This window comes from Fischerella major NIES-592 (genome assembly GCF_001904645.1).
In the GTDB taxonomy this organism is placed as follows: Bacteria; Cyanobacteriota; Cyanobacteriia; order Cyanobacteriales; family Nostocaceae; genus Fischerella; species Fischerella thermalis.
Genome location: NZ_MRCA01000028.1, coordinates 1 through 22,322, shown reverse-complemented (window position 1 = coordinate 22,322; position 22,322 = coordinate 1). Strand labels below are relative to the sequence as shown.

At 40.9% G+C, this 22,322-nt stretch carries 19 protein-coding genes and 2 pseudogenes; 14 read left to right on the top strand and 7 right to left on the bottom strand.

Features of this window, described 5'->3' with window-relative positions:
* Positions 1–296: 296 nt before the first annotated feature.
* From NIES592_RS23735 to NIES592_RS23710, 5 genes and pseudogenes are all read left to right on the top strand, one after another.
* The gene (locus tag NIES592_RS23735) at positions 297–683 is read left to right on the top strand and encodes a four helix bundle protein (RefSeq protein WP_009457350.1); all 387 of its coding nucleotides are present in this window, start codon (positions 297–299) and stop codon (positions 681–683) included.
* A gap of 351 nt (positions 684–1,034) precedes the next feature.
* A pseudogene (locus tag NIES592_RS23725) lies at positions 1,035–1,220 on the top strand (helix-turn-helix domain-containing protein); the annotation flags it as partial.
* Between the two features lie 721 nt (positions 1,221–1,941).
* The gene (locus NIES592_RS23720) at positions 1,942–2,226 is read left to right on the top strand and encodes an HU family DNA-binding protein (protein WP_009457351.1); all 285 of its coding nucleotides are present in this window, start codon (positions 1,942–1,944) and stop codon (positions 2,224–2,226) included.
* Positions 2,227–2,255: 29 nt separating this feature from the next.
* A complete protein-coding gene (gene cobD / locus NIES592_RS23715) occupies positions 2,256–3,344 on the top strand; it encodes a threonine-phosphate decarboxylase CobD (protein ID WP_073557097.1) in 1,089 nt (362 codons plus the stop codon).
* A gap of 73 nt (positions 3,345–3,417) precedes the next feature.
* Positions 3,418–4,968, top strand: a complete 1,551-nt coding sequence (locus tag NIES592_RS23710; RefSeq protein ID WP_073557096.1) for a dihydrolipoyl dehydrogenase family protein — start codon at positions 3,418–3,420, stop codon at positions 4,966–4,968.
* Between the two features lie 180 nt (positions 4,969–5,148).
* Here the strand turns inward: NIES592_RS23710 and NIES592_RS23705 are convergent, their stop codons facing one another.
* Positions 5,149–6,903, bottom strand: a complete 1,755-nt coding sequence (locus NIES592_RS23705) for a DUF3685 domain-containing protein (protein WP_073557095.1) — start codon at positions 6,901–6,903, stop codon at positions 5,149–5,151.
* A 316-nt stretch (positions 6,904–7,219) separates the two neighbouring features.
* On the opposite strand from NIES592_RS23705, the gene NIES592_RS23700 reads away from it, so the two are divergent.
* On the top strand, positions 7,220–10,288 hold the full coding sequence (locus NIES592_RS23700; RefSeq protein WP_073557094.1) for a pentapeptide repeat-containing protein: 3,069 nt from the start codon (positions 7,220–7,222) through the stop codon (positions 10,286–10,288).
* Between the two features lie 146 nt (positions 10,289–10,434).
* Here NIES592_RS23700 and NIES592_RS23695 read toward each other — a convergent pair whose 3' ends face one another.
* The 3 genes from NIES592_RS23695 to NIES592_RS23685 all read right to left on the bottom strand — a co-directional run bounded on the left by NIES592_RS23695 (position 10,435) and on the right by NIES592_RS23685 (position 13,304).
* Complete coding sequence (locus tag NIES592_RS23695) at positions 10,435–10,872, bottom strand: Fur family transcriptional regulator (RefSeq protein ID WP_062247855.1); 438 nt, start codon at positions 10,870–10,872, stop codon at positions 10,435–10,437.
* 394 nt (positions 10,873–11,266) lie between these two features.
* Complete coding sequence (locus NIES592_RS23690; protein ID WP_009457357.1) at positions 11,267–11,485, bottom strand: DUF2839 domain-containing protein; 219 nt, start codon at positions 11,483–11,485, stop codon at positions 11,267–11,269.
* Between the two features lie 211 nt (positions 11,486–11,696).
* Positions 11,697–13,304, bottom strand: coding sequence for a helicase C-terminal domain-containing protein (locus NIES592_RS23685; protein WP_178379623.1), 1,608 nt, complete (start codon positions 13,302–13,304; stop codon positions 11,697–11,699).
* 151 nt (positions 13,305–13,455) lie between these two features.
* On the opposite strand from NIES592_RS23685, the gene NIES592_RS23680 reads away from it, so the two are divergent.
* The 3 genes from NIES592_RS23680 (at position 13,456) to NIES592_RS25525 (ending at position 15,652) form a co-directional block, all read left to right on the top strand.
* Positions 13,456–14,427, top strand: coding sequence for a M48 family metallopeptidase (locus NIES592_RS23680; protein WP_062247859.1), 972 nt, complete (start codon positions 13,456–13,458; stop codon positions 14,425–14,427).
* Positions 14,428–14,687: 260 nt separating this feature from the next.
* Positions 14,688–15,095, top strand: coding sequence for a hypothetical protein (locus NIES592_RS23675; RefSeq protein WP_062247860.1), 408 nt, complete (start codon positions 14,688–14,690; stop codon positions 15,093–15,095).
* 401 nt (positions 15,096–15,496) lie between these two features.
* Positions 15,497–15,652, top strand: coding sequence for a hypothetical protein (locus NIES592_RS25525; protein ID WP_178379622.1), 156 nt, complete (start codon positions 15,497–15,499; stop codon positions 15,650–15,652).
* 53 nt (positions 15,653–15,705) lie between these two features.
* Here the strand turns inward: NIES592_RS25525 and dprA are convergent, their stop codons facing one another.
* From dprA to NIES592_RS23660, 3 genes are all read right to left on the bottom strand, one after another.
* Complete coding sequence (gene dprA / locus NIES592_RS23670) at positions 15,706–16,824, bottom strand: DNA-processing protein DprA (protein ID WP_073557092.1); 1,119 nt, start codon at positions 16,822–16,824, stop codon at positions 15,706–15,708.
* A 380-nt stretch (positions 16,825–17,204) separates the two neighbouring features.
* Entirely contained in the window at positions 17,205–17,861 is a 657-nt protein-coding gene (locus NIES592_RS23665; protein ID WP_062247864.1) for a DUF2301 domain-containing membrane protein, read from the bottom strand.
* A gap of 154 nt (positions 17,862–18,015) precedes the next feature.
* Complete coding sequence (locus tag NIES592_RS23660) at positions 18,016–18,825, bottom strand: SAM hydrolase/SAM-dependent halogenase family protein (protein ID WP_062247866.1); 810 nt, start codon at positions 18,823–18,825, stop codon at positions 18,016–18,018.
* Between the two features lie 115 nt (positions 18,826–18,940).
* Between NIES592_RS23660 and pirA the strand changes: the two genes are divergently transcribed.
* From pirA to NIES592_RS26095, 5 genes and pseudogenes are all read left to right on the top strand, one after another.
* Entirely contained in the window at positions 18,941–19,096 is a 156-nt protein-coding gene (gene pirA, locus NIES592_RS25520) for an arginine synthesis PII-interacting regulator PirA (RefSeq protein WP_178379621.1), read from the top strand.
* 640 nt (positions 19,097–19,736) lie between these two features.
* Positions 19,737–20,201 carry a photosystem II complex extrinsic protein PsbU gene (gene psbU, locus NIES592_RS23655; RefSeq protein ID WP_009457367.1) on the top strand — a complete coding sequence of 155 codons (465 nt, stop codon included), beginning with the start codon at positions 19,737–19,739 and terminating at the stop codon, positions 20,199–20,201.
* Positions 20,202–20,699: 498 nt separating this feature from the next.
* A complete protein-coding gene (locus tag NIES592_RS23650; RefSeq protein ID WP_073557091.1) occupies positions 20,700–20,936 on the top strand; it encodes a hypothetical protein in 237 nt (78 codons plus the stop codon).
* 348 nt (positions 20,937–21,284) lie between these two features.
* Positions 21,285–21,827: a hypothetical protein gene (locus tag NIES592_RS23645; RefSeq protein ID WP_073557090.1), complete on the top strand. Its 543-nt coding sequence runs from the start codon at positions 21,285–21,287 to the stop codon at positions 21,825–21,827.
* Between the two features lie 233 nt (positions 21,828–22,060).
* Positions 22,061–22,216: pseudogene (locus NIES592_RS26095) on the top strand (IS701 family transposase); the annotation flags it as partial.
* Between the last annotated feature and the right edge of the window lie 106 nt (positions 22,217–22,322).

The following is a 22,322-nucleotide window of genomic DNA, read 5'->3' as shown; positions in this document are numbered from 1 at the left end:
CCGGCTTCTCGAAGAGTACCCGGAGGGCTTCCCGTAAGGGTGGGGTGTGAGGGGTAAGAGGAAGGCGATCGCAGCATGAACAATACAAGAGCGAAGGGGTGTGAGGAGTGTGTAGACGCGTAGCGGTGAGGGGGTCGCAGTCTTGGACGCCAGGTGCTTTATGCCGGGAGACCCGTCCACCGCACTGGCTCCGCTTTCCGTCACGATTGCGAACCCCCGTAGACGGGCGAAGCCCGGCTTCTCGAAGAGTACCCGGAGGGCTTCCCGTAAGGGTGGGGTGTGAGGAGTTGAGGAAGATGGTTAAAGGTTTAGTGAAAAAACACCAAGATTTAGAAGTTTATAAGATGGCGTTTGATGCTGCAATGGAAATTTTTGATTTGTCTAAAAAGTTTCCTATTGAGGAACGTTTTTCATTAACTGACCAAATTCGTCGTTCTTCTCGTTCTGTTTGTGCTAATTTTGCAGAGGCTTGGCGAAAACGAAGATACAAGGCTGCATTTGTAGCTAAGTTAAATGATTGTGAAGCAGAAGCAGCTGAAACTCAAACATGGATAGAGTTTGCCGTCAAATGTGGTTACTTGAACAGTGATACAGGTCGAGAAGTTTACAGAACTTATAACAAGGTTCTTAGTGGCTTCAACAATATGATTAATAATTCCGAATCCTGGTTAATGAAACATTAGAAAGGTGAAGAAAAAAAGTAAAGGAATGACAGGCCTAGATTAAAAACTTTTCTCTCCCACCCCTCACACTCCCCCCACTCCACCCTTACGGGAAGCCGCTACGCGTCTACACACTCCTCACACTCTCACTCCCACACAAAGCATGGAAGCGAGAAAACTTTTGTGTTAGGTAATTTGTCGAAGTTTTTGGGCGATCGCTTGAGCATCATTCCCTAAAAAAACATCTTTGTCACCGTTGCTCCAAGTAATGCGACAGGCAAATCGCCGTGATTATTTTAATGAAGTTTCCGAAACTGAATCTGACGAGCATAAACCAAATTCAGCAATCCTCTAGAGGTCAGACTCAAACAGCTAAGAGAAGACAAAGGCTTGTCTCAAAATGCGTTAGCACGACAGCTAGAGATGTTGCTTGCGAATATTCAAAAAATTGAATATGGCAAAGCAAAATCTATTCCCCTTGATACCTTAGAGAAAATTTGCCTAGCGCTCGATTGTGAAATAGGTGATTTATTGGTAATCGTTGAACGCGGAAAGTAGAGAAACGCGCCTTCTACAATCCTGCAAGTCGGGCTTCATCCCCTCCTTAATAAGGAAAAGGTAGGGGTTCTTGCTCTCCCGCATTGTTTTAATAGAGGTCGATAAGTTTACATAACTTATAACAAAGTTCTTATTAGGTTGAAAAAGATAATTAATAATTCCAAATCCTGGTTAATAAAAAATTAGAAAACAAAATAAAGGGATGATAAGCCTAGATTAAGAATTTGTCCCCCCTACTCCACCCTTACAGGAAGCCGCGCAAAGTGCACGGCAGGTGACGCCACGTGCTTTATGCCGGGAAACCCGTCCACCGCACTGCCTCGTCTACACACTCCCCACAGCCCTCACACTCCACGCCAGTCGCTCTTTGTTGGAAACCAACAAGACCGCGCTGGCTCCCCCACTCTCCACTCCCTGTTACCCTCACAATAGGGGTTTTTACTAAGTATTTTTTCCTAAAAAAAGGGGTGTTTTTTGTGAAACAATTACTCTTTTACAATAAAAAATCCTGAAATCCATATAAATTAATGCTTTCATCTATCCACTTCTGGCTTGAACACTTTAGAATGATTCATTGAAAAGTCGAGCCTATGAGAGTTACAAGAATTTTAAGCAAAAATACTCACAAGGACGGCTTTTGTAAATCTCAAAACAGAGATTTAAGTAAAGATGCGTCAAGTGCATCTGTACCGTATCTCAAATAAACCTCAAGGAGTTTGACATGAACAAAGGTGAATTAGTCGACGCAGTAGCAGAGAAGGCTAGCGTAACCAAAAAACAAGCTGATGCTGTTTTAACTGCGGCTTTGGAAACTATCATTGAAGCTGTTTCCTCTGGTGATAAAGTGACCCTAGTCGGATTTGGTTCTTTTGAATCGCGGGAACGCAAAGCCCGCGAAGGGCGTAACCCCAAAACCAACGAAAAGATGGAAATTCCCGCAACCAAGGTTCCTGCCTTCTCTGCTGGAAAGCTGTTTAGAGAGAAAGTTGCACCCCCAAAATCTTAGTTAGTGATGTTTTAGGGAAATCTTTTTTGATGCGGCAAATGGCACATGGGGGAAATTTAGCTTGGGCAGCAGCGCTGGCTGGCTGTTCCCCCAGTGCTATTGTTGATTTTTCTGCGAGTATCAGCCCGTTGGGTCCCCCAAGCAGTGCGTTAGTTGCTATTGAGTCACAACTGGTTAATCTTCGGCACTATCCAGATCCAGATTATTGTGAACTCAGGCTGGCTCTGGGTAAGTTTCATCAACTGCTGCCAGAGTGGATTCTGCCGGGTAACGGTTCGGCAGAATTACTAACCCTGGCAGGAAAGGAATTGGCAGAATTAGCCGCAACAGCTTTCATAACTCCAGCCTTTGGCGACTACTACCGATCGCTAGCGGCATACAACGCTAAAGTGCTGGAATTTCCTCTTTCCTTAGTTATTGATCAAGAGTCATTTGTGATCAGTGATCTGTCATCTATTCTTGACAGAGGACAAATCACAAAAGACAAAGGGCTACTTCTCAATAACCCTCATAATCCAACAGGAAAATTATTCTCAAAACAAGCCATTCTGCCCTATCTAGAGAAATTCGCTTTGGTAGTGGTGGATGAAGCTTTTATGGATTTTCTACCTCCAGATCAACAACAAAGCATAATTGGAGAAGTAGAGAAATATCCCAATTTAGTCATTTTGCGATCGCTCACCAAGTTCTATAGTCTGCCTGGGCTACGGTTGGGTTACGCGATCGCTCATCCTGATCGTTTGCGGCGTTGGCAGTCTTGGCGCGACCCCTGGCCTGTCAACACTCTTGCCCAAGCCGCAGCAGTTGCTGTAATCGCTGATCAAGACTTTCAGAAGCAAACCTGGACATGGCTAGAACCAACACGAAAACAGTTGTTTGAGGGTTTAGCCCAAATTCCAGGTTTGCAACCCTTGCCAAGTGCTGCTAACTTTTTACTTGTAAAATCACAGTACTCCAGTCTTGAATTGCAGCAACAACTACTCAAGCATCACCGAATTTTAATTCGCGACTGCTTGAGTTTCCCTGAATTGGGCGATGGCTATTTCCGTGTTGCTGTCCGCTTATCCTCAGAAAACCAGCGTTTATTAGATGCGATCGCTTTAGTCAATAGTCCATAGTCAACAGTCCAATGTTCCAAGTTTCTGACTATTGACAATTGACAATCGACCCTTGACCATTGACCCTTGACTAATGACTCTTGACTACGATGTCGTAATTATTGGTGGCAGTCTTGCAGGGCGTTCTGCTGCCCTGATGGCAACCCAACTCAAAGCCAAAGTTGCTTTAGTAGAAGCCAAAACAGATTATGGATTTATTTATCACCACGTTTTTAGCGAAATCGGCAGGCTGGCCCAACAGGTAAGTAATGCTGCTCAATTCGGAATTGGTATTTCTAAACCACCAGATATTTTTTATCCTACAAATGTCTCCAACGGCACAATTCATAGCTCAACGGAAAAAACAGAGGCACTTTCCCTGCAAGACTCTTTTATAGCTATATCTTCAGGAAAATCTCAAACGCCTGTGATGTGGTCAGAAGCATTGCTCTACGCTCGTGGTGTGAGTTCTAATCTAGAACAATTCCATTCACCTGCTGTATTAGCAGCTCAAGGTGTCGATGTTGTGATTGGCAAAGGACAATTTCAAGCCTCACCTGATTTAGTATTTGCTGTTAATAATCGTCTACTGCGCGCACGCACCTATTTATTGGCTAGTGGTTCAGTTCCGGTAATTCCAGATATTGAAGGATTGCAAAAAACTGGTTTTCTTACCCTCTCCGAAATTTGGCAGTCTCTAGGCAGTTCTACACCACCCCAGAATTGGGTAATTATTGGTGGTACTCCCCAAAGCGTTGAGGTAGCACAAACTCTGGTGCGCTTGGGTTGTAGTGTCACACTCATAGTTCACCACCCCTCTATCATCCGTCATGCTGACCCTGAAATAGTTCAACTTCTACAGGCACAATTAGAAGCAGAAGGTGTGCGTGTCCTCACAAACACAACGGTAACTCAGGTTATGCTCATCGAAGATAAAAAATGGCTCCAAGCAGGACACAAAGCCATTGAAACTGATGAAATTTTGGTAGCTACTGCCCAGCAGCCAAATATTGAATCCCTGAATTTAGCAGCTGTGGGTGTGAAATGGCATCAACGCCGCTTAGTAGTGAACGAAAAACTGCAAACAACTAATCACCAGATTTACGCTTGTGGTGATGTTATTGGTGGCTATGAATTTCCTCACATTGCTAATTATGAGGCAGGAATTGCGTTGAAAAATGCTCTATTTTTTCCTTGGAATAAAGTAAATTATCATTGCATTCCTTGGGGAGTTTGTTCTCACCCCATGCTGGCTCAAGTTGGTTGGACAGAGGCACAAGCAAAATGCCAGTATGGTAAGAATGAAATTATAGTGTTACGACAGTATTTTAAACTCCTGGCAGTAGCTCAAATTCAGGAAGAAACCACAGGTATTTGTAAATTAATTGTTCGACGTAATGGAGAAATTTTAGGAGCTGGGGTATTGGGAGCAGCAGCAAATGAATTAATTAATATTATTGCTTTAGCGATCGCTCAAAAAATTAAAATCAATCACATAGCAAATTTAGCTGCAATTTTTCCCAGTTTTTCAGAAATTTTAGAACAAACTGCCAGACAGTGGCATCAGCAAAGGTTACAAAATAATACAAAATTACAAGATTGTTTGGAAAGTTTCTTCCACTTCCGCCGTGATTGGAAAATATGAGTTATATCATGTCCGCTTGAACACTGAATATTATCCGTTGGGTCGGTAATTGGTGATTGGTAATTGGTAATTGGTGATCATTAGTCATTTGTCAATGGTAATTAACTATCAACCACTAACCACTAACCACTAACCAATGTACAGACGCTTCAAAGAGCGCGTCTTTACAACCACCAACCACTAACTTTTTTTATTTTTTCCTTCTGGGAGCGAAACACTACCAATACCTTGCAAAATCCCACGAACAATTAAACCTAAACCCCGACCAACTATTTTTGTGAGCACAAAGACGACTCCACTCCCTAAGAAAGATAATAGCGATTGCAAACGAGGGGCGATCGCATCACCAAATTCTAGTCCTAGTGTTACCCATAAACGAATTCCTGAAAGTTCAGCTAATTCTTGACGACGAGGAGCATAAATAGAAGTTTTGGCAATACCACGGGGAGCAAATACAAATAGGTCATAGCGACTTTCAAAAATAGCTTTCGGCTCTGTTACTAAATTTTTTATACGATATTTCCAAGATAAACTATTTCTAAAGCGTTCAATTTCTCGTGTGGAAATCAATTTACGATCATAAAAATTTTGCTTAATATCTTCTATATCTCCTAAATAGTTCAGGAGAGGTTGTACTACAGAATTACCTACTTGAATCAACAAGTTTTCTAATAACATTTCTGCCTGTTGATTAGCTTCAAAGCTTCCCGCAGAATAATTAGTATTATCAATAATTAAATCTGTTTGAAATAACAAGTAAGAAAATAAATCGATAACTAAGGGAATTTGGTTGAGAATGCCTGTTTGTACTACTCCAGAACTTTGTAATATCACATTGATAATTTCGATCTGATTATTACCAAATCTTACACGAGAAAATTTCCCAAAAAATTCTGTAGAAACTTCCTTCCATAATTCATGTAAAATTGCACTTTTGATGTCAGATAGTTGATTAATTTCAATTTGGGAATTACGCAGATCATCTAAAGTATCAGCAAGTTTTTGCAAAATCAAATAAAGTAATTCTCGTTTTTTATCTGGGCGCAAGATGTCAATTTCTAAAGACACATCTGTAACATTTTGCAATGGTAATTGTAGTTTATTTAGGCAAGATGTAAATATTGTTGCTTGCAGCGCTCTGGGGCTAAGTAGGGAGGGAGTTTTTGGAGTGATGGTGCGATCGCTAGGGATATTTACTACGGGTAGTGGTAATTGTTCAGCAGCTTGAGGTTGACTTTGGTCGTTGATTTGCCTAGGTTGTGGTGTTGCTAATAAATGATTGATCAACCAACGAGCTGCTAACAACTCCCGTCGCTGTCCAGCTAACACTGCTCGTTCTAATATCGGCTGTCCAGGAATCTGCAATTTTGCTGTTACTGCTGCTAAATTAGTATCTATTTGGGTATTTCCTGACAAACGGAGGTTTTCTAATAGCCGAGTGAAAAAATGGTGGGGAGATGGGGTGGTGGGCAGATGGGGAGATGGGGTCTGTGTTGTTGTGTCGTTGAAGACATACCAGTAAGAACGACCAGCTACTATTTCTTGCATAATGTCAACTAATTCGGTAACTGGTGTTCCTTTGGGACAGTAACCTTCTATACCAATAGACTTGGCTGCCAACAGTAGCCCTTGGTCTTGCACAGAACTTAGCAACAAAATAGGCAAGTTTGGATACTGTGTTTTGATTTGCCGACACAGTTGTAAACCTATTTGCTGACTGTGGAGAGAGCGACTATTACCTAGTTCTAAGATTACTAAATTTATACTTTTGAGGTCTTGTTGGGCAAGTTCTGCTAAAACCTGCAAAGCAGCAGTATTTGTTTCTACCTCCGATACTACTTGCAAGTTAGAAAATTCTTCTAAAGCGACCCGTAATCCTAGCCGGAAGATGGGGTCTTGGTCAACTAGCAATAATTTTAGAGGGCGATCGCTCATAATCTAAACTATACTCTGATGCTGTTTGTAGTTAATGGGAAACAGCTTCGATACTTCACGTATTCTCCCTATTCTTACCGAAGCAATTTTAGATTCAGATTGAGATGTCCGAATACTCAATTGTCTCATCTATCGTTTATCGGTGTGTATTCAGTGGTCATTCGATTTGAAATTTTGGATTTTGGCTTGCTCTGCACCATCAAAGATTATCGGTCAATTCCAAATCCATCCAAATTCAATGAATGTGTTTTTGAACTGAAAAAGATCGATGATAATTGCCATATACAGACAAATACTATGTAATTAGATTAACTAAATGAGCTTGAGTATTCGGCATTGGCTGGCAGAAAATTATATTGAAATCTCTGATCTCAGTGGATTGTCACCAGGACAGATGGTGAGTATTGCCTTCCGTATTGTTCAGGATATGGAAGTAAAAAGCCTCATTCCTTTGGACATTTGTAGCTTGGCAGAAGTCTTAGAACTCCCCTTGGCTATTGTGTGGCAGGAAATTACAGTCTTTGCTCAATTGACAGAAAGTCTGCTGCGGACAATTTCTCATAAAAAGCCATTAAAACGTAACGAAGGCACATGGCTAGCATTTCAAATAGCCTATCTTCGAGGCTTGCAGCAACTTTTCGCTCAAGAAAAAAGCTTACAAAGACCTTGGTTAAACCAGATAATGCTTTGGGATAGTAGAAGAGAAAACGGAGACAAGAAAGACACAGGCGATTTATTAAAAACTCCTGCGCGACTCCTACAAGATACCCAACTGCAAGGACTCCTCAAAACTCTCCGCCCCGGTAAACTCACGGATACTCAAGCTGAACAAGCTTTAAGTTTAGTAGCAGATTCATTACTGGTACAGCAAATAGATAATGCTGTCAAAGCCTGGTTTGTTGCCAATGGAGTGGAGGAAGCAGAAAGTAAATTAATCACGAAACGCTTGCAAAATTCACTGTTTGGACACTTACTAGCAGTGATAGCAGAAAACGCACCACCTTTAGCGCAACTACAAAAATTCGTTGGATTAGGAAATTCATACCCTGTTAATTCCACTGACAAACATCTGCAAATTTCCGAGACTGGCTTATATGTAAGCGACAAAATTGACTTGTTGCGGGAACTCTACCGAGCTAGTTTAATGCAGAGACAATCAGAAACATTATTTATGGAATCCTTTGCTCTCAAGGATATTTATGTTCCCCTGAATGGTTTACCAATCAATGATAGTGATTCGCAACCAGAACAAAAAACAGTTGAAGCGATTGATTTAATGACATGGGTGCGACAACAACTGGTTAATTTAGATACTATTGCTGTGATTGAGTCGGAACCTGGCTATGGCAAAACTAGTTTCTGTCAAATGTGGACAGCAGTTGCAGCAAAAGAACTTTACCCTGCATGGATACCGATATTAATTCGCCTCAAGGATGTTAAGTACGGTAAAACTTTAGCAGCAACCTTAAACTCTGGTTTTGCTCTTAATCGTTATATCCACCTTGGTGATTGGCTGCAACAAGACTATCCTCCTTGTTTGCTTGTGTTAGATGGTTTAGATGAACTACCACCTGCTAGTCAGGGTAATCAGGCAAAAATCATTTTGATGCAGCAGTTGTTTAGCTTGCAGTCTCAGTCTCGGCATAAGATTGTTTTGACTAGTACTTCACAAGCTTTACAGGAAATCATTCAAGAACTAGAACAACCATTGCCATTGTGCCGAATTAGTATTCAACCTTGGGAACAGGAAGAGTGGAGACAATGGTTTCAACTATGGGCGCAAGTCCAATCTTTGCCTATTGCTCAAAATTTCTTTACGTTCCTCAAACAATCAGGATTATTCTCAGCTACATCCAAGCTACCGGAACTTTCAGCCCTTGTCCGTCAACCCCTGATGCTTTATTTATTAGGAGTGTTGCATCGAGACGGACTTCTGGATGAGCAGATATTACTATTAGCTACTAAGACTCAAGCAGCTAACAGCGCTACTGTTTTATGGGAAATTCACCAACGGCTGAGTCGATGGTTATTAGGATATCCCCAAACTGGTGGTATTAAAACAATACTGCTGCGTTCAGGTTCGACTTATATCCACCGCACACAAGACGCGATCGCCAATCTGCTGCAAAACCGTCATCCCCAAGATGTACTCGAACATATGCAAGCGATCGCACTACAAATATTGCACTCCCAACGCCATCAAATTACTTTAGAACCCAGCCACAAGAATCTCCCAGCCTTTTATTTTCAGAGTCAACACTCAACCTTCCCGCCTTACACTCCTCACCTGCAAACTGAATTCTCTCACCCCAAATTAGGAGAATTCCTCTGTACTCAGGCTATTGTTGTTCAACTGAAGTTACTTATTCAACGTCAAGAAAACGCTTATGGTGAATTTACCTTCGTGCTAGAGTCTGCTAGTAGCGTTGCTCAGCAGCTTTACAATTTATTTGGTTTTGGAATTGTTTCCCCGGAATTGGAAAATTTGGTGATTGAGGGTTTGCGACGAGAACCACAGGATGAATTTTCTTTTGAATTGTTGTGCGATCGCTTGCTATCTTTTTGGTATGGCTATTGTCGAGGTCGTTGGTTAGATGAAGGTATTGCACACAAAGCATTCGCTCATTTTCAAGCATTGCAAAACCCTGCAAATGTAGAACAGATTCATGCAGCAGTAGGACTGAATGTATTTTTCTTACTTTGTGCTTGTCACCAACAAACCAAAACTACTTTTTGGCCTTGTGGTAATCCAGAAAGTTTGTCTGAATTTTATGCACAAGCATTAATAATATTAATTGCCAGGACAAAAGTTTTACATCCAGCTGCTTTCGCAAAACGTCTGCAATCAACATCCCTCACTTGTCTCAACTTATCAGGCGCTGATTTGTCACAAGCAATGTTAGCTGGTGTCAATTTTGGGCAAATAGATTTATCTAATGCTAATTTCATGGGAGCCAATTTAGTTGGAGCTAATTTGCAGGATGCAAACCTAGCAGGTGCTAACCTGACTGGTGCTAACCTCACAGATGCAAATTTATCAGGTGCAAACCTAGCGAGTGCTAACTTGACTGGTGCTAACCTCACAGGCGCAAATCTTCAGTCAACGAATCTCACCAATACCTGCTTATTTCAAGCTGTTCTGCAAGAAACTGACAAGGAAATTGCCATACTTAATGGTGCAATCTTTTCAATTAAAGATTTTCAAACTATCAAAAAATTACTCTCCAAATCTACTTATATTAATAATATTAATTCTTATGAAAAAACAGCCCCTTGGTTAAATAATGATGCCATTGGAAATATTATTGAAAGTGCAGAAGGTGAACCAATGATGTCTGGTGATTTATATGAAGATTATGCTGATGATGAGACAGTATTGGGATAGTTGGTTGGTGGTGGTCATTTGTCATTGGGGATTGGGAATTGGGCATTTTTGCGATTTTGGATGAGATTGCAATCCAAAATCTAAAATCTAAAATTTCTTGTCTCGCTTGTCCTCCTTATTCACCTTCCCATCCCCGATTCCTCTTCTTACGAATTTCGGTAGCCGTAAAAATTAATACTATAGTCTGTAATTTTAACGCCTGTTTGTTCTTCAACCAAACGAATAATTTCTTCTGGTAATGTTATGTGAACATCTATAATTTGATTTGTATCCAAACAGTTAACATGGCTGTGGGGATCACTGATATTACCGTACAGACGTCCGTCACAGCGTTCAATACATTCAATAATGCCACCGGAAGATAAGGCTTCTAAATTTTGATATACAGAAGTGTGACCGATCGCTTTACCTTGTTGATTGAGGCGATCGTAAATTTCTCTAGCAGAAAGATGCTCTTTTGCTTGCCAAAGTAATTCGAGAATATAGCGACGTTGGCGACTAACACGCATACCCTGCGTTTGACACTGGTCTATTGCATCTTCTAAGGAACGAATGGGTTTTTTAGATATTGTCGGTTTTTGCATATTGATGCTTGTTAACTGTTTTAGTAATTTTTTTTCTTTTGAATGTTTATTTGTTATTTTATATTTTTAGGGTTTATGTACTTCCTGGTCAGTTTGAAACTGTGTTGCTACGAGTAATTGCTGCGGAAATCACAGATCGCCGAGAGGAATTTTATATTCCTTGACAATTTTGCAGTCACACCTTAATATAAAACAAACTCATTACAACTTTAGCTTAAAATCATTGTAAACGTCTACTTTAATTGGCAATGTAAGAGCTTGACTCACCTTTTCGTACAACTTAATAATTGCTGAATTATCACAGCTGCATATTTGCAAGTTATTGGTATAAAAATTTAAAGACAGCTGGGCTATGCAAGCTGTCTTTTTGAAAAAATTTATTTAAAGCAGTGGTTCAAACTACTTGCCACCAACCAAAAGTCGGGCCAATAAAACGAATTGTTACCCAGGCTGCAACCATAATACCAATACCAATCCAAGCACCACGAGAAGTCCATTTGACAAATAGTTCTGCTTGTGATTTCGTGATCGGAACCCAAGGCATAATGCGTTCTTGTTGAGCTTGACCGTATTTTTCTCCCAGTGCTTCTTTACGACGTTTTGCTTCACCCATTGACTTCACCTACGACTAAAATTCCAAATGTTTTCTCTATTAAATAACAGTTGTGTATTTTGTTGTTTGTTGATTGTTGATTGTTGATTGTTGATTGTTGTACCCTGAACTGATACAAATGCTTTGCCCCTACTATCAACCAATGTACAGACGTGTCATGGCACGTCTGGTACAACTACCAAAAACTAAGCATCAACCACGAACACAACTTTTATGAGTCGTCCTTACTATGTTGGGAAAATAAGCTGGGATCAAGATAGTTAATACGCGCTAAGGGACTAAGAGCAGTTAATATTTGAGCGCCATAGCTACGGTTGATGACTCGACTATCAAGCAAAGCTACAATACCTTGACTTTCTCGGACTGGGGCGATCGCTCTTTGTAATTCGTTTAAAGCAGATGGCAATAGATATAAACGAAACCAGTCTTGATGCAATCGCTTATAGTGGGCAACTCTTGCTGCTACCAAGGGATGTTCAAGAGATGGTAAAGGTAGAGTCGCGATGATAATCAATTGTGGTGCAGGCAAAACTTTTTGATGTTCGCGCCAAAATTCCCAACCACTAATTAAAATCCCATTTTCATCTAAACAAGTTTTTTCTACCTGGACTCGCGAACCAAATTCCGAAGCTAAGATTGCTCCGACTTGGGACTTCAATGGTACATCTCCGACTAACACCGCCGTCAATCCTGGCGATGTTGCACTCAGACAAACCAGCGTCCGCACTTTGTGAATAAATGCTGCTTGAAATTCTGGGGTATTGGGTAAGGGTAACTGGTACGGTATGTAAAGTTGAATCGCTTCCGTTTGACTATCCGAGAACTTTAAACAAGTCAACTCCTCACCTAACCCAAGGTGTTGGCGAAAAATAGGAGCCTCGGTTTCTGGTTCTAGGGAACTACCAATCAATACCACAGGCTGTCGCTGCCAAATCGGGGTCAGTATTTCTGCGATATCAATTGGGGCGCTGTGTAAAGAAAATAAACCTTGACGACGGGCAATAGTGGCCCAGAGGAGAGATGGGGTGGTGGGGCGATGGGCAACTCGGGGCCCCCACTCCCTGTCGGTCGTGGGGATTAGGGGCAATGGGGAGGTGAGGGAACAACAGTGCTGGAATTGTTGCCAAAACTGTTTCCAAGCATCGGGGAGAGTATCTATGTCTAAATTTGAATAAAGACTGCTCAATATTTCTGTTTCTGCTTGGGAAATCAAATAACATTCGTAGGGATTTGCAGGATGCTGGAATAGTTCGTGTGTTAGTTTTGCTCGTACAGAGCGAATTTCCTCAGCAATGTGTGGGTAGCCAAGTATCAGCTGATCCCAATCATGGGCTTCCCAAGTGATGGTGAGTTGATCACGCGCCCAAACTTCTAAATCGTCTACGCCATCAATAATCGTAGGAATGCCAGCCGGAAAATTCTCATGGGGTGTTAGTTGTGCTTTTAACCAAGCTTGAGGTGAAATCAAAAACAATCCTTGAAAGTCACCACCAGGCCAAGCATCACCTATTCTAATAGCCTTGTTAATTCCCAGCCATTGCTGCAAGCGGGGAATTTCTACTTTCACAAGACGTTGCTGCACAACTTCAGCAGCAACGATAATCACAGGGCTATGCCACATCAAAGCCGATGCCACAAAGCTTGTACGATACCGCCCTTGATAGCTGCAAGCTGCACCTACTTGAATCAGGGCGCTACGTCCCAGGCGCAAGGCGCGTGCAACCAACCGTGCCATCGTTAAATGATGGGGCCAGGAAGGGAAACCCGCCTGCGATCGCAGGAAGTTATGTAATGATAAATGAACTTCTGCCTCAATCACACGCTTTTCATCCCATACAAAGTGATTTTACTTGTAACAGCCCCATTTCTATTATGTTGTTAGTTGTTAGTTGATAGTTGTTAGTTCTCTGGAATTTTCCCACTAACAAACACGCACCAACAAAGAACCACTGATATTATTACCGTAAATTATGGCAACCTATACAGGAATTTCCAGCGAAGCTTTTAGACACCCCTTAGATCGGCAAGCAGAGCAAGCCTTGCGTAGTTTACCGGGATTTGATTTAGTTGCCCGTAAACTCATGGAATTTATCTACGAGCGCCCGCAGTTAATCTATTTAATGGGCAACACCATCCAAGTTGGGCCTCGTCAATACTCCACTATTTACCAGATTTTTCGGGAATGTGTGCGGGATTTGGATATTTATCCAGAGCCAGCACTGTTTTTATCACAAAATCCCCAAGCTGATAGCTATGCGCTGGGGCAAGAACATCCTTATATAGTCATAAATACAGGGATTTTAGACTTACTAAACGAAGCCGAAATTAGGGCGGTGTTAGCCCATGAACTGGGGCATATTAAATGTGGTCATACTATTTTAATTCAAATGGCGATGGGGGCGATGAGTGCTGCTTCTGCCCTTGGTAGATTTACTTTTGGTATAGGTAATTTTGTTACACCAGCATTAATTTATGCTTTTTTTGAATGGCGACGCAAAGCAGAGTTATCAGCAGATCGAGCCGCATTATTATTAGTAGATGACTTGAATACTGTGATGTCATCAATTATGAAAACTACAGGTGGCAGTATAAAATATGCCAATGAATGTAGTTTACAAGAGTTAATTCGTCAGTCAGAAAATTATCAGGTGCTTGACGAAGATGAATTGAATCAAGTCTATAAATTTTTGGTTTACAGTGGCGCTCAAAGCGAGATGCTGAGCCATCCTTTCCCTGTAGAACGCTTACATTATCTACAGGAGTGGGCAGTTTCAACAGAATATCAGCAGATCAAGCAAGGAAATTACATGCGATCGCCTGCATCTGGAGCAGTGGATGTGAAAGCGACGGAAAATGCTGCCCGAAACGAAGAAATCGAAAAATTACGACAAAAAATTGCACAATTGCAAAGAGAGATTGACAGAATGAAAAAATCAGATTAAGTGAAGATTGGGGATTTTCCTAAAGGAGAGGCTACGCGTAGACGCGAAGCTGACCAGACAAAAGAATTGTCTCATCTTTTCTGCTTTTATATTTGTCTGGCGCACAAATGTACTATATTTAAGCTGCCATTCCCGTTCTAATACAGGGCTGTTTGGCTACATGTGTTTTGGTTCAAAACACTAACTTGGTGTCGAGTCGCTCCTACTGTTTTCCTTTCCTCAAATCCTACTATCTAGGTAGTTACTAAAAATTTGTGAATATGAAGTTCAAATTTATCAAGCTTCTATGTATCTTCAGTATAATTTTTCTGCTTGTCGTCTTATCACCAACAACTGCTTCGGCTTCCCTAGTTAATTTTAGTACAAACTCTCCTGTAGCTATTGCTCCGGCAACTCAATCATCTTTAGAGATCAACTTTACCCCACAAATACGGCAACAACTCCAAGCAGTACGTCAACGCCGCAATCGAGAAATTCAAAAAGTTTTGGACTCATCTCAACTGAGTGAATTAACTCGCAACCTACGTTCTGGTGATAACTTTCATCAAGCGCTAGACAAACTTAATTTGCAAGGCGATCAGAAGGAAATGGTAGAGGCGATCGTGAAAATTTGTGATTTGAAAACAAAAGCTATACTATCTCGTTATTCACAGCAAAAAGGGAAATAACTACCGATTTTACAAAGGAGTCTCTAAGCTCAAACTTTGATGACGGGTTCCAAATCTTGCGATCATTATTGATGAGATACATAAGTTGATTGAGAAGGTTCCTAGTCAGGACTTTAGTCCTTAAAATTAAGCGATTTATCGCTCACTACAAACCTCTCATAATTTGCGATCGCAACTAAACAAAAACAAAAGTCCCTCCAGTTGGTAGGGGGCTTTTTTATGTATCTGACAAACTAGAGAAGATTAACCGTTGATCGCAGGAGCAGTCAATGCTACGGCAATCTAAGGACGCATTCCTAAAGCAAAGTTTATTAAAATTAACAACTGTTTACTGATTTAAAAGCGATAAACTTTTTTTGATAAGTTAGAGGCGGCGATCGCTGGCTCCCGAACGATTGATCATGGCTCGGAGCATCTGGCAAGAAAACACTGACTGGAGCCAATTTTTGAGTACTGGAGTGAATGCGAACAGTGAAGGTTTATTTATTCCCGTTCTTCAAGATTGCTTGAGTCGTCAAAACCCAAATCTGCCAGTCTGCGCCCTCACATTCCGTTAAGGGATCGCAATTACTTATGGAGTTAAGAATACATAAACAATACTCCCTTTTTGTTATTTGCGCTGATACTTCATTCCCGGTTTTTGTAAGACTAAACCCATCAATTCCAGCTGCAACAACGCACTAGAAACAACACTCGCAGGCATACCTGTTTGTTGGATAATCATATCAAAAGCCAAAGATTCAGAAGAAATTACATTTATTACTTGTTGCAGTTCTGGTGGCAAATCAGGCAAGATTAATTGTTGTGGTTCTGGGGACACAGAAACAGAATCTATTTTTGGTATAGCTCCCAACATTCTTAACAATTCATCTAATTCTTTGAGAATGGGAGCAGCACCTTGACTAAGTAACTTTAAGCATCCTTGGGATGGATAATCATCAACTCTACCCGGTAAGACATAAACATCTCTACCAAATTCATTCCCATAATTCGCCGTAATCAACGCACCAGACTTTAGTGGTGCTTCCATCACCAAGACAGCGCGACTCAATCCAGCAATAATCCGGTTGCGACGGGGAAATTGAGTGCGTTCAGGTGGCGTTTTGCTTGGGTACTCACTTAAAACTAACCCAGCAGTTAAAATCTGTTTGTAAAGTTGCTGATTTTTGGCTGGATAAATGACATCTACACCCGTACCTAAAACTGCTATGGTGCGTCCTCCAGCTTTCAAAGCGGCGGCGTGACTTTCTGTATCAATTCCCTCTGCTAAACCAGAAACGACTGTAAAACCATTTTTAGCCAAAGCTGTACTAATTTGACGAGTCCAACGAATACCGTATTCTGAGGGTTGGCGCGTACCCACGATCGCAACTAATGGAGTTTCGCCTAAATTTTCCCGTAGTTCTACTTCACCACGAAAGTACAGTAGTGGTGGTGGACTGGGAATTTCCAACAGCAAGCGAGGATATTCTGGATCTACTGGTGTCCAAAAATTGGGATTTTGCTCTTGGTGTTGGATGAGTAATTGTTCAGGATGAAGACGCGATCGCTGTTGTACCACTTTTTGCAATGTCTGAAAACCAAAACCTTCCACTGCTTCCAACTGTGCAGGACTAGCTTCCCAAGCTGCTTGGAGTGTGCCAAAATGCTGTTGTAACCTTTGCAGCAATACCGGGCCAATTCCTGATATTTGTGACCAAGCTAGCCAATACCCACGTTCAACTGCCAATTCTCAATCCTCATTGAGTATTTAGTCAAGATTACTCGCCTTGAGTATCATTTGTCATTGGTCAATTGTTAGTTGTTAGTGGTTAGTTGTTAGTAGGGGCGAAGCATTTGTATGAGTATCTTTGCTGAAAACTAAATATCTTGGTACAAATGCACGCGGCCTACAGTAGTTAGTNGTTAGTAGTTAGTAGTTAGTTGTTAGTTGTTAATAATTATTTCTCTACTCCTCATACTCCCCACACTCCCCCACTCCACCCTTACCTTAAGCCGCTACGGGTCCACACACTCTCCATTCCGCGGTAGTTGGCATCCACAAAGACTTGCGCTTAAATAAACGCATGATGGGGAATTTTTGCTGTTGATGTTTTACATTTTTCTGCATTAAACTTTGGCAGAACGTTTTGCTTTTAAATAAGCAAACACCGACTTATCTCCAATATCTGGTGGGATAGCCTGTACTGCTTTTCGTATAGCGAAAATAACAAATAAAATCGCCCACGTTCCCAACAATAACTGTTCTAACTGTGTTGGCAATATACCAACTAAATGTCCTAGTAACAGTAAAGGTACGATGGGAGTTAATAATTTTGTTTCCAGACGATTGAAACAAAATGCTTCTTTAAAATAAATACCAGTCAAAGCGGCAAAGGTAAAACCAACACCAAGTAAAGTTAGTGGTTGAGTGTAAATAGTAATAGCTAAAGGTTCACTACTCGTAATTCCCAAGATAATTGCGGATATACTACCAATGAGCCAAAAAATTTGTAAAGTTCGGTGCAACTCTACCATGTAAATATGAATGGTGAGTAAACTAATGCCAAGACCTAAACTGAAACAAGCATATAAAGGTGTCAGTAATTTCAAAGTAGTAGGGTTAGGGTAAAACAAAACTAAAGCACTACCCACAGCAAAGCAAATTGCTGCTAGCATCAACCCACTACGGTAAATGATCACGCCATGGCGATCGCCTTTAGTAATTGTAAACTCGCCAAATTGCCCTTGATAAACTTCCGGTGCTGACACTGTTTGAGTAGTCATATGTCAAATTAGTTGGTTGTTAGTTGTTGGTTGTTGGTTGTTGGTTGTTAGTGCGTAGAGACGCGAGGAACATCGCGTCTCTACGATAGTGGTTATTTACTACTCCACCCTTACCTTAAGCCGCTACGCGTCTACACACTCCTCACACTCCCCATCACCCCATCTCGATTACTACTTGTATGGTATCTCTCAAATTCATCTGTAATTGCGATCGCGCATTACCGCTATTGATAGCCAGTTCTACCCAACCGTGACTACCAACAAGGGCGATCGCATCCCCAATTTCCACATCTCCATAAGTTCGGCTTCCTGGTATGATTTTGTCACCCACAAGCACACTCCAGCTTTTGTCTTGGACGTAAGTTCCAGGAATGTTGCTGACTAAGTTACCAAAGTGATCAATATATTGAATACAACCTGTGATTATATTCTCGTTTTGGCTGCATTCGGCTATCTTTAGCTTGACTAAGCTTTCTGGATTTATCTGTGTTCCTAGCTGTTGGAGGGAAACACCACTAGCTAGATGTGCTCCCACTGGGGCAAATATATCTCGACCATGAAATGTAGTGCTAGGATTTGGAGTGCGCCAGTAATTAGGATTTGTCAGTTCCACCGCAGCAATAGCAGGACTGTGAGTTAACACTCCACTAAATAAGCCGTTATCTGGCCCTACCAAGTACCCATTGGCAAATTCTACAGCGATCGCTCTTCTTTGCCCTCCTACACCCGGATCTACCACCGCTACATGTACTGTTCCCACAGGAAAGTAAGGGTAAGCATCCATGAGACAAAACCTAGCTGCGGCAATATTTTGTGGCGGAATTTGGTGTGTTAAGTCTATTACCTTGAGCTTGGGGTTAATTTGGGCGATCGCTCCTTTCATTACGCCTACATACACATCGCGATCGCCAAAATCACTAAGGAAAGTCAGCAGCCTCTGTGGATTTTGTTGATTCTTTGACATGAGTGATAATCTTTATATTATTAAGTTTGTTTTTTCTGTAACATACGCGACTAAAATTTTGATATGTTAGGATAACAAGACATAAGTTCAGGATAATTCAGACAAAATAAAACCTATGATTACGAACAGAACAGAAGTAGTAAAAAAAGCACGGGAAACTCATAGAGAAAACATTAGAAGAAGTTTACAGCATCGCTTGGAAGTAGCAAGAGCTAAGGGCGATGAAAACCTCATTCGCCAGCTAGAGGCAGAGATGAGATATTTCGGTTAAATCATAAAGTTTATTACACATAGGTTGTTCATAGTTCTGTTGTGTTTTTGCCTGCTGTTTCAGCAGGCTTTCTTAGTGGTAATACCATTTCACCATCTTCTCGCTTTTCCTCCTTGTCTTCCTGTTTGCCAAAGGTATCAGATTTTATAGTTAAACCGTCTAAGACTCAAAACCTACCTCTGTGTTCCCTGAGATGAAAGCGTAGATAGTATTAAATTTTGTAAAGAAAACTTACGAGAAAGTCAGCTTTTTCTGAGATTTGAGCCAATTTAGTTAGTTTTTTGCATAAGTATTATTGCTAATTTGAAAAATTTTTCGCAAAACTTGGGTCAATCATAGTGGCTGCAAAGATTGTGGATATTAATACGCTGTATATTAGTTTCTGATGACTGCTGTGTGCTGATGAAGCGAATAGCTATCAGCGAAAGGATCAACAACATAATCAGTAAATGCCTTGTGGGTGGTTTTTGTAGGGTTTAGCCCTCATCCATCCCTGAGAGTAGGATAAAGTCAAGGCAAACACAAACCTACAAGCCCTTGGGCTAAGTTGGTGAACTTTGTTGCAAAACTTTTCCTATCCAATAGGTATTTACAGCCTTGAACTAAGCGCCACTAGCTGAAAACTTTTTATTTTGGTTTGATGGAAAGAGGTGGAAAAATCGTGAAAAAATTGGTGCGTTTATTAACAGTCTTTAGTTTTTTGTTGGTAGGATGCTTGGCATGGTTAGGTACGCCTCAGATAGCCCAAGCAAGCAATTTGAATAGTTTTGCTTTGCGATCGGTATCTGTTCTGGCGGTTGAACAAAGTATCAGCCTGCGTAACCCAGCAGATGCCAAGCTTGCAGATGTATATGGTGACAAAATTGATTTAAATAACACCAATGTGCGAGCTTTTCAGAAATACCCCGGCTTGTATCCTACCCTAGCAGGTAAAATTATCAAAAATGCTCCTTACAAAGAGGTAGAGGATGTATTGAAAATTCAAGGATTAAGCGAACGTCAAAAACAAATCCTGCAAGCTAACCTAGATCACTTCAAAGTGACAGAAGTAGAACCAGTCTACACCGAAGGATTTGATCGTTTTAACAACGGTATCTACAGATAGAATATAACCGTATTTACGGTTTTTTCCCAGAAAACAGTATCCCACTCCCTAGAAATAAGGAGTGGGATGTTATTAAGAACAGGGGGAAGGGAAGGGGGCAAGGGAGACAAGGGGATAACTCACCTGAGTTGCACCTCGCCCTGAGTACGCCTTGAACTGAANGTTCAACCCTCATAGCCCAAGTCCGTTAAAACGGACTCAAATGTATATCCAGTAACCTTTAGCCTGCTTGAGCTTTGAGCCTTTGAAATTTATTTCTTGGCGGACGAAAAAGTAGGTGCAAGATCTAAGATAAGGGGGACAAGGAAGAGGATTGTGAAATGGTAGAGAATTCGCAATACTGTCTATACTCCTCTACCATAACTCTAATTAGTGAGCGTAAAATAATCCTTCGGACATATGAGAGACAGCAGGTAAACCAGTTTTTAGAAAGATGAATCTGTACTCTTGGTTTTTTAAACTTGTTGCCAGGACAAAACAATAAAGGAGTAAAAATTTATGTCTGAGCAACAACAAGCAAAAGAATCTTCATCTATGAAGCCTGGTGAATACGAAACTACTGGATCTGGTGGTTACGAAAATCCTATGGAAGAAAATATCACTGATATTGATTCTGCTACTCGTAAAACTAGCAGTGGCGACGACGAAACTAGTGGCAAAACTAGTGCTTCACCAGAATCAGCTAGTGAAGATACTGTAGCAGGTAGCCCTAATCAAGGAACAGAGTCCCGTTAATTTATTGACGCTATCTTCAAAAACTAACTCCTAGCTTCAAGCCTAAATGAGTAGGTTAGCAAAAATGATGAGTGGAATTGTGTCTATTGTAGATGCATTTTCTACTCAATTTTTATTAGTATCAGACCCCTCCCCAACCCTCAGCTAGATCGGGAAGGTGCCGTTAGGTGGGTGGGGTTATCTGTCCTTATACAATTTTTGCATTGGTATAAGTTTTTGTGAAATTGTTTAACTCTTGAGGTTTTAACTAGACTGCAAAAAAATTTATACACCAAAAGTGTTAATAATTTATCTGAAACAAAGAGGTTACTTATTTATGAATAAATATCACTCTATACTAAAAAAATTATGCAACCAAAAGTTTGGGTTTGTAGTGTTGGATTGGCTTTGTCTTGGTTGATATCACCAGTTTTGGCTGTGGAAGCAGTTAAATTACCCAATAGACAGGTGCAGAAAAATACAACTGCTAAACCAATTGTTGTGAGTAAAGCTGAATTTGGGGTTCTTAGGGTTGAAAAAAACGGGAAAACTACCCTCATCCCCACAACAAAAGTGCCACTGCAAGAGGGAATAGCCTATGGTTGGCGGATTCAACTCAAAGACTACCAGGGTGAGGTAACATGGCGAGAAGTCCTTCAGTTACCAAAACCTCCTGAAAGTTGGGCAACAAGTAACACTGATAATTTCTCATTGTCACCTGACGGTACAGCAGCAAATATTCAACGCACAGACTCAATCAAAGATGGTGTGATCACAAACTCTTGGACGATCGCAACTGGTGATCCTATGGGTAAGCATAAAATAGAAGTTTATATTGGCGATCGCCGTATTGCTACTTTTGAGTTCGAGGTGGTTCCAGCTAAACGGCAAAAGCCAGCTCCAAAAGCGTAGTTACAAGTTTTGCTACAGTCGATAAATAAAGATTAATCTCTCTTCAGCCTGGGATGCATTGCTGCTACTCCAGAACTCATCCCAGTTGCAACTTCAATTAACCCTCTTTTATCACTCTCGCCATAATATAATCGAGAACAAAACCCAGAAGTAAGGCCTGTATTATGGTAGATAAAATTGCTCATAATCTTTTATCAAAATTTAAAACAAAACCCAGAAGTAAGGCCTGTATTATGGTAGAGCCTCGTCAGCCAATAACCACAGTCAATTTTATAGACGAATACTGTCAAATTTATGAAAACATATTCCCAGAGGTTAGAAGTTTTGAGGCTTTTAAGTATCTACACATGGGTATGGTATCCGATATAAAACGTAAAACGCTACCGTCTGAGAATAACTGCTAAAATTACCACCACAATCTGAATCTAATTTTGCATTTCATCCTTTGAACTGCAAGCAAGATTACTTGCAAAATACCTCATGGGCGAAACTGAA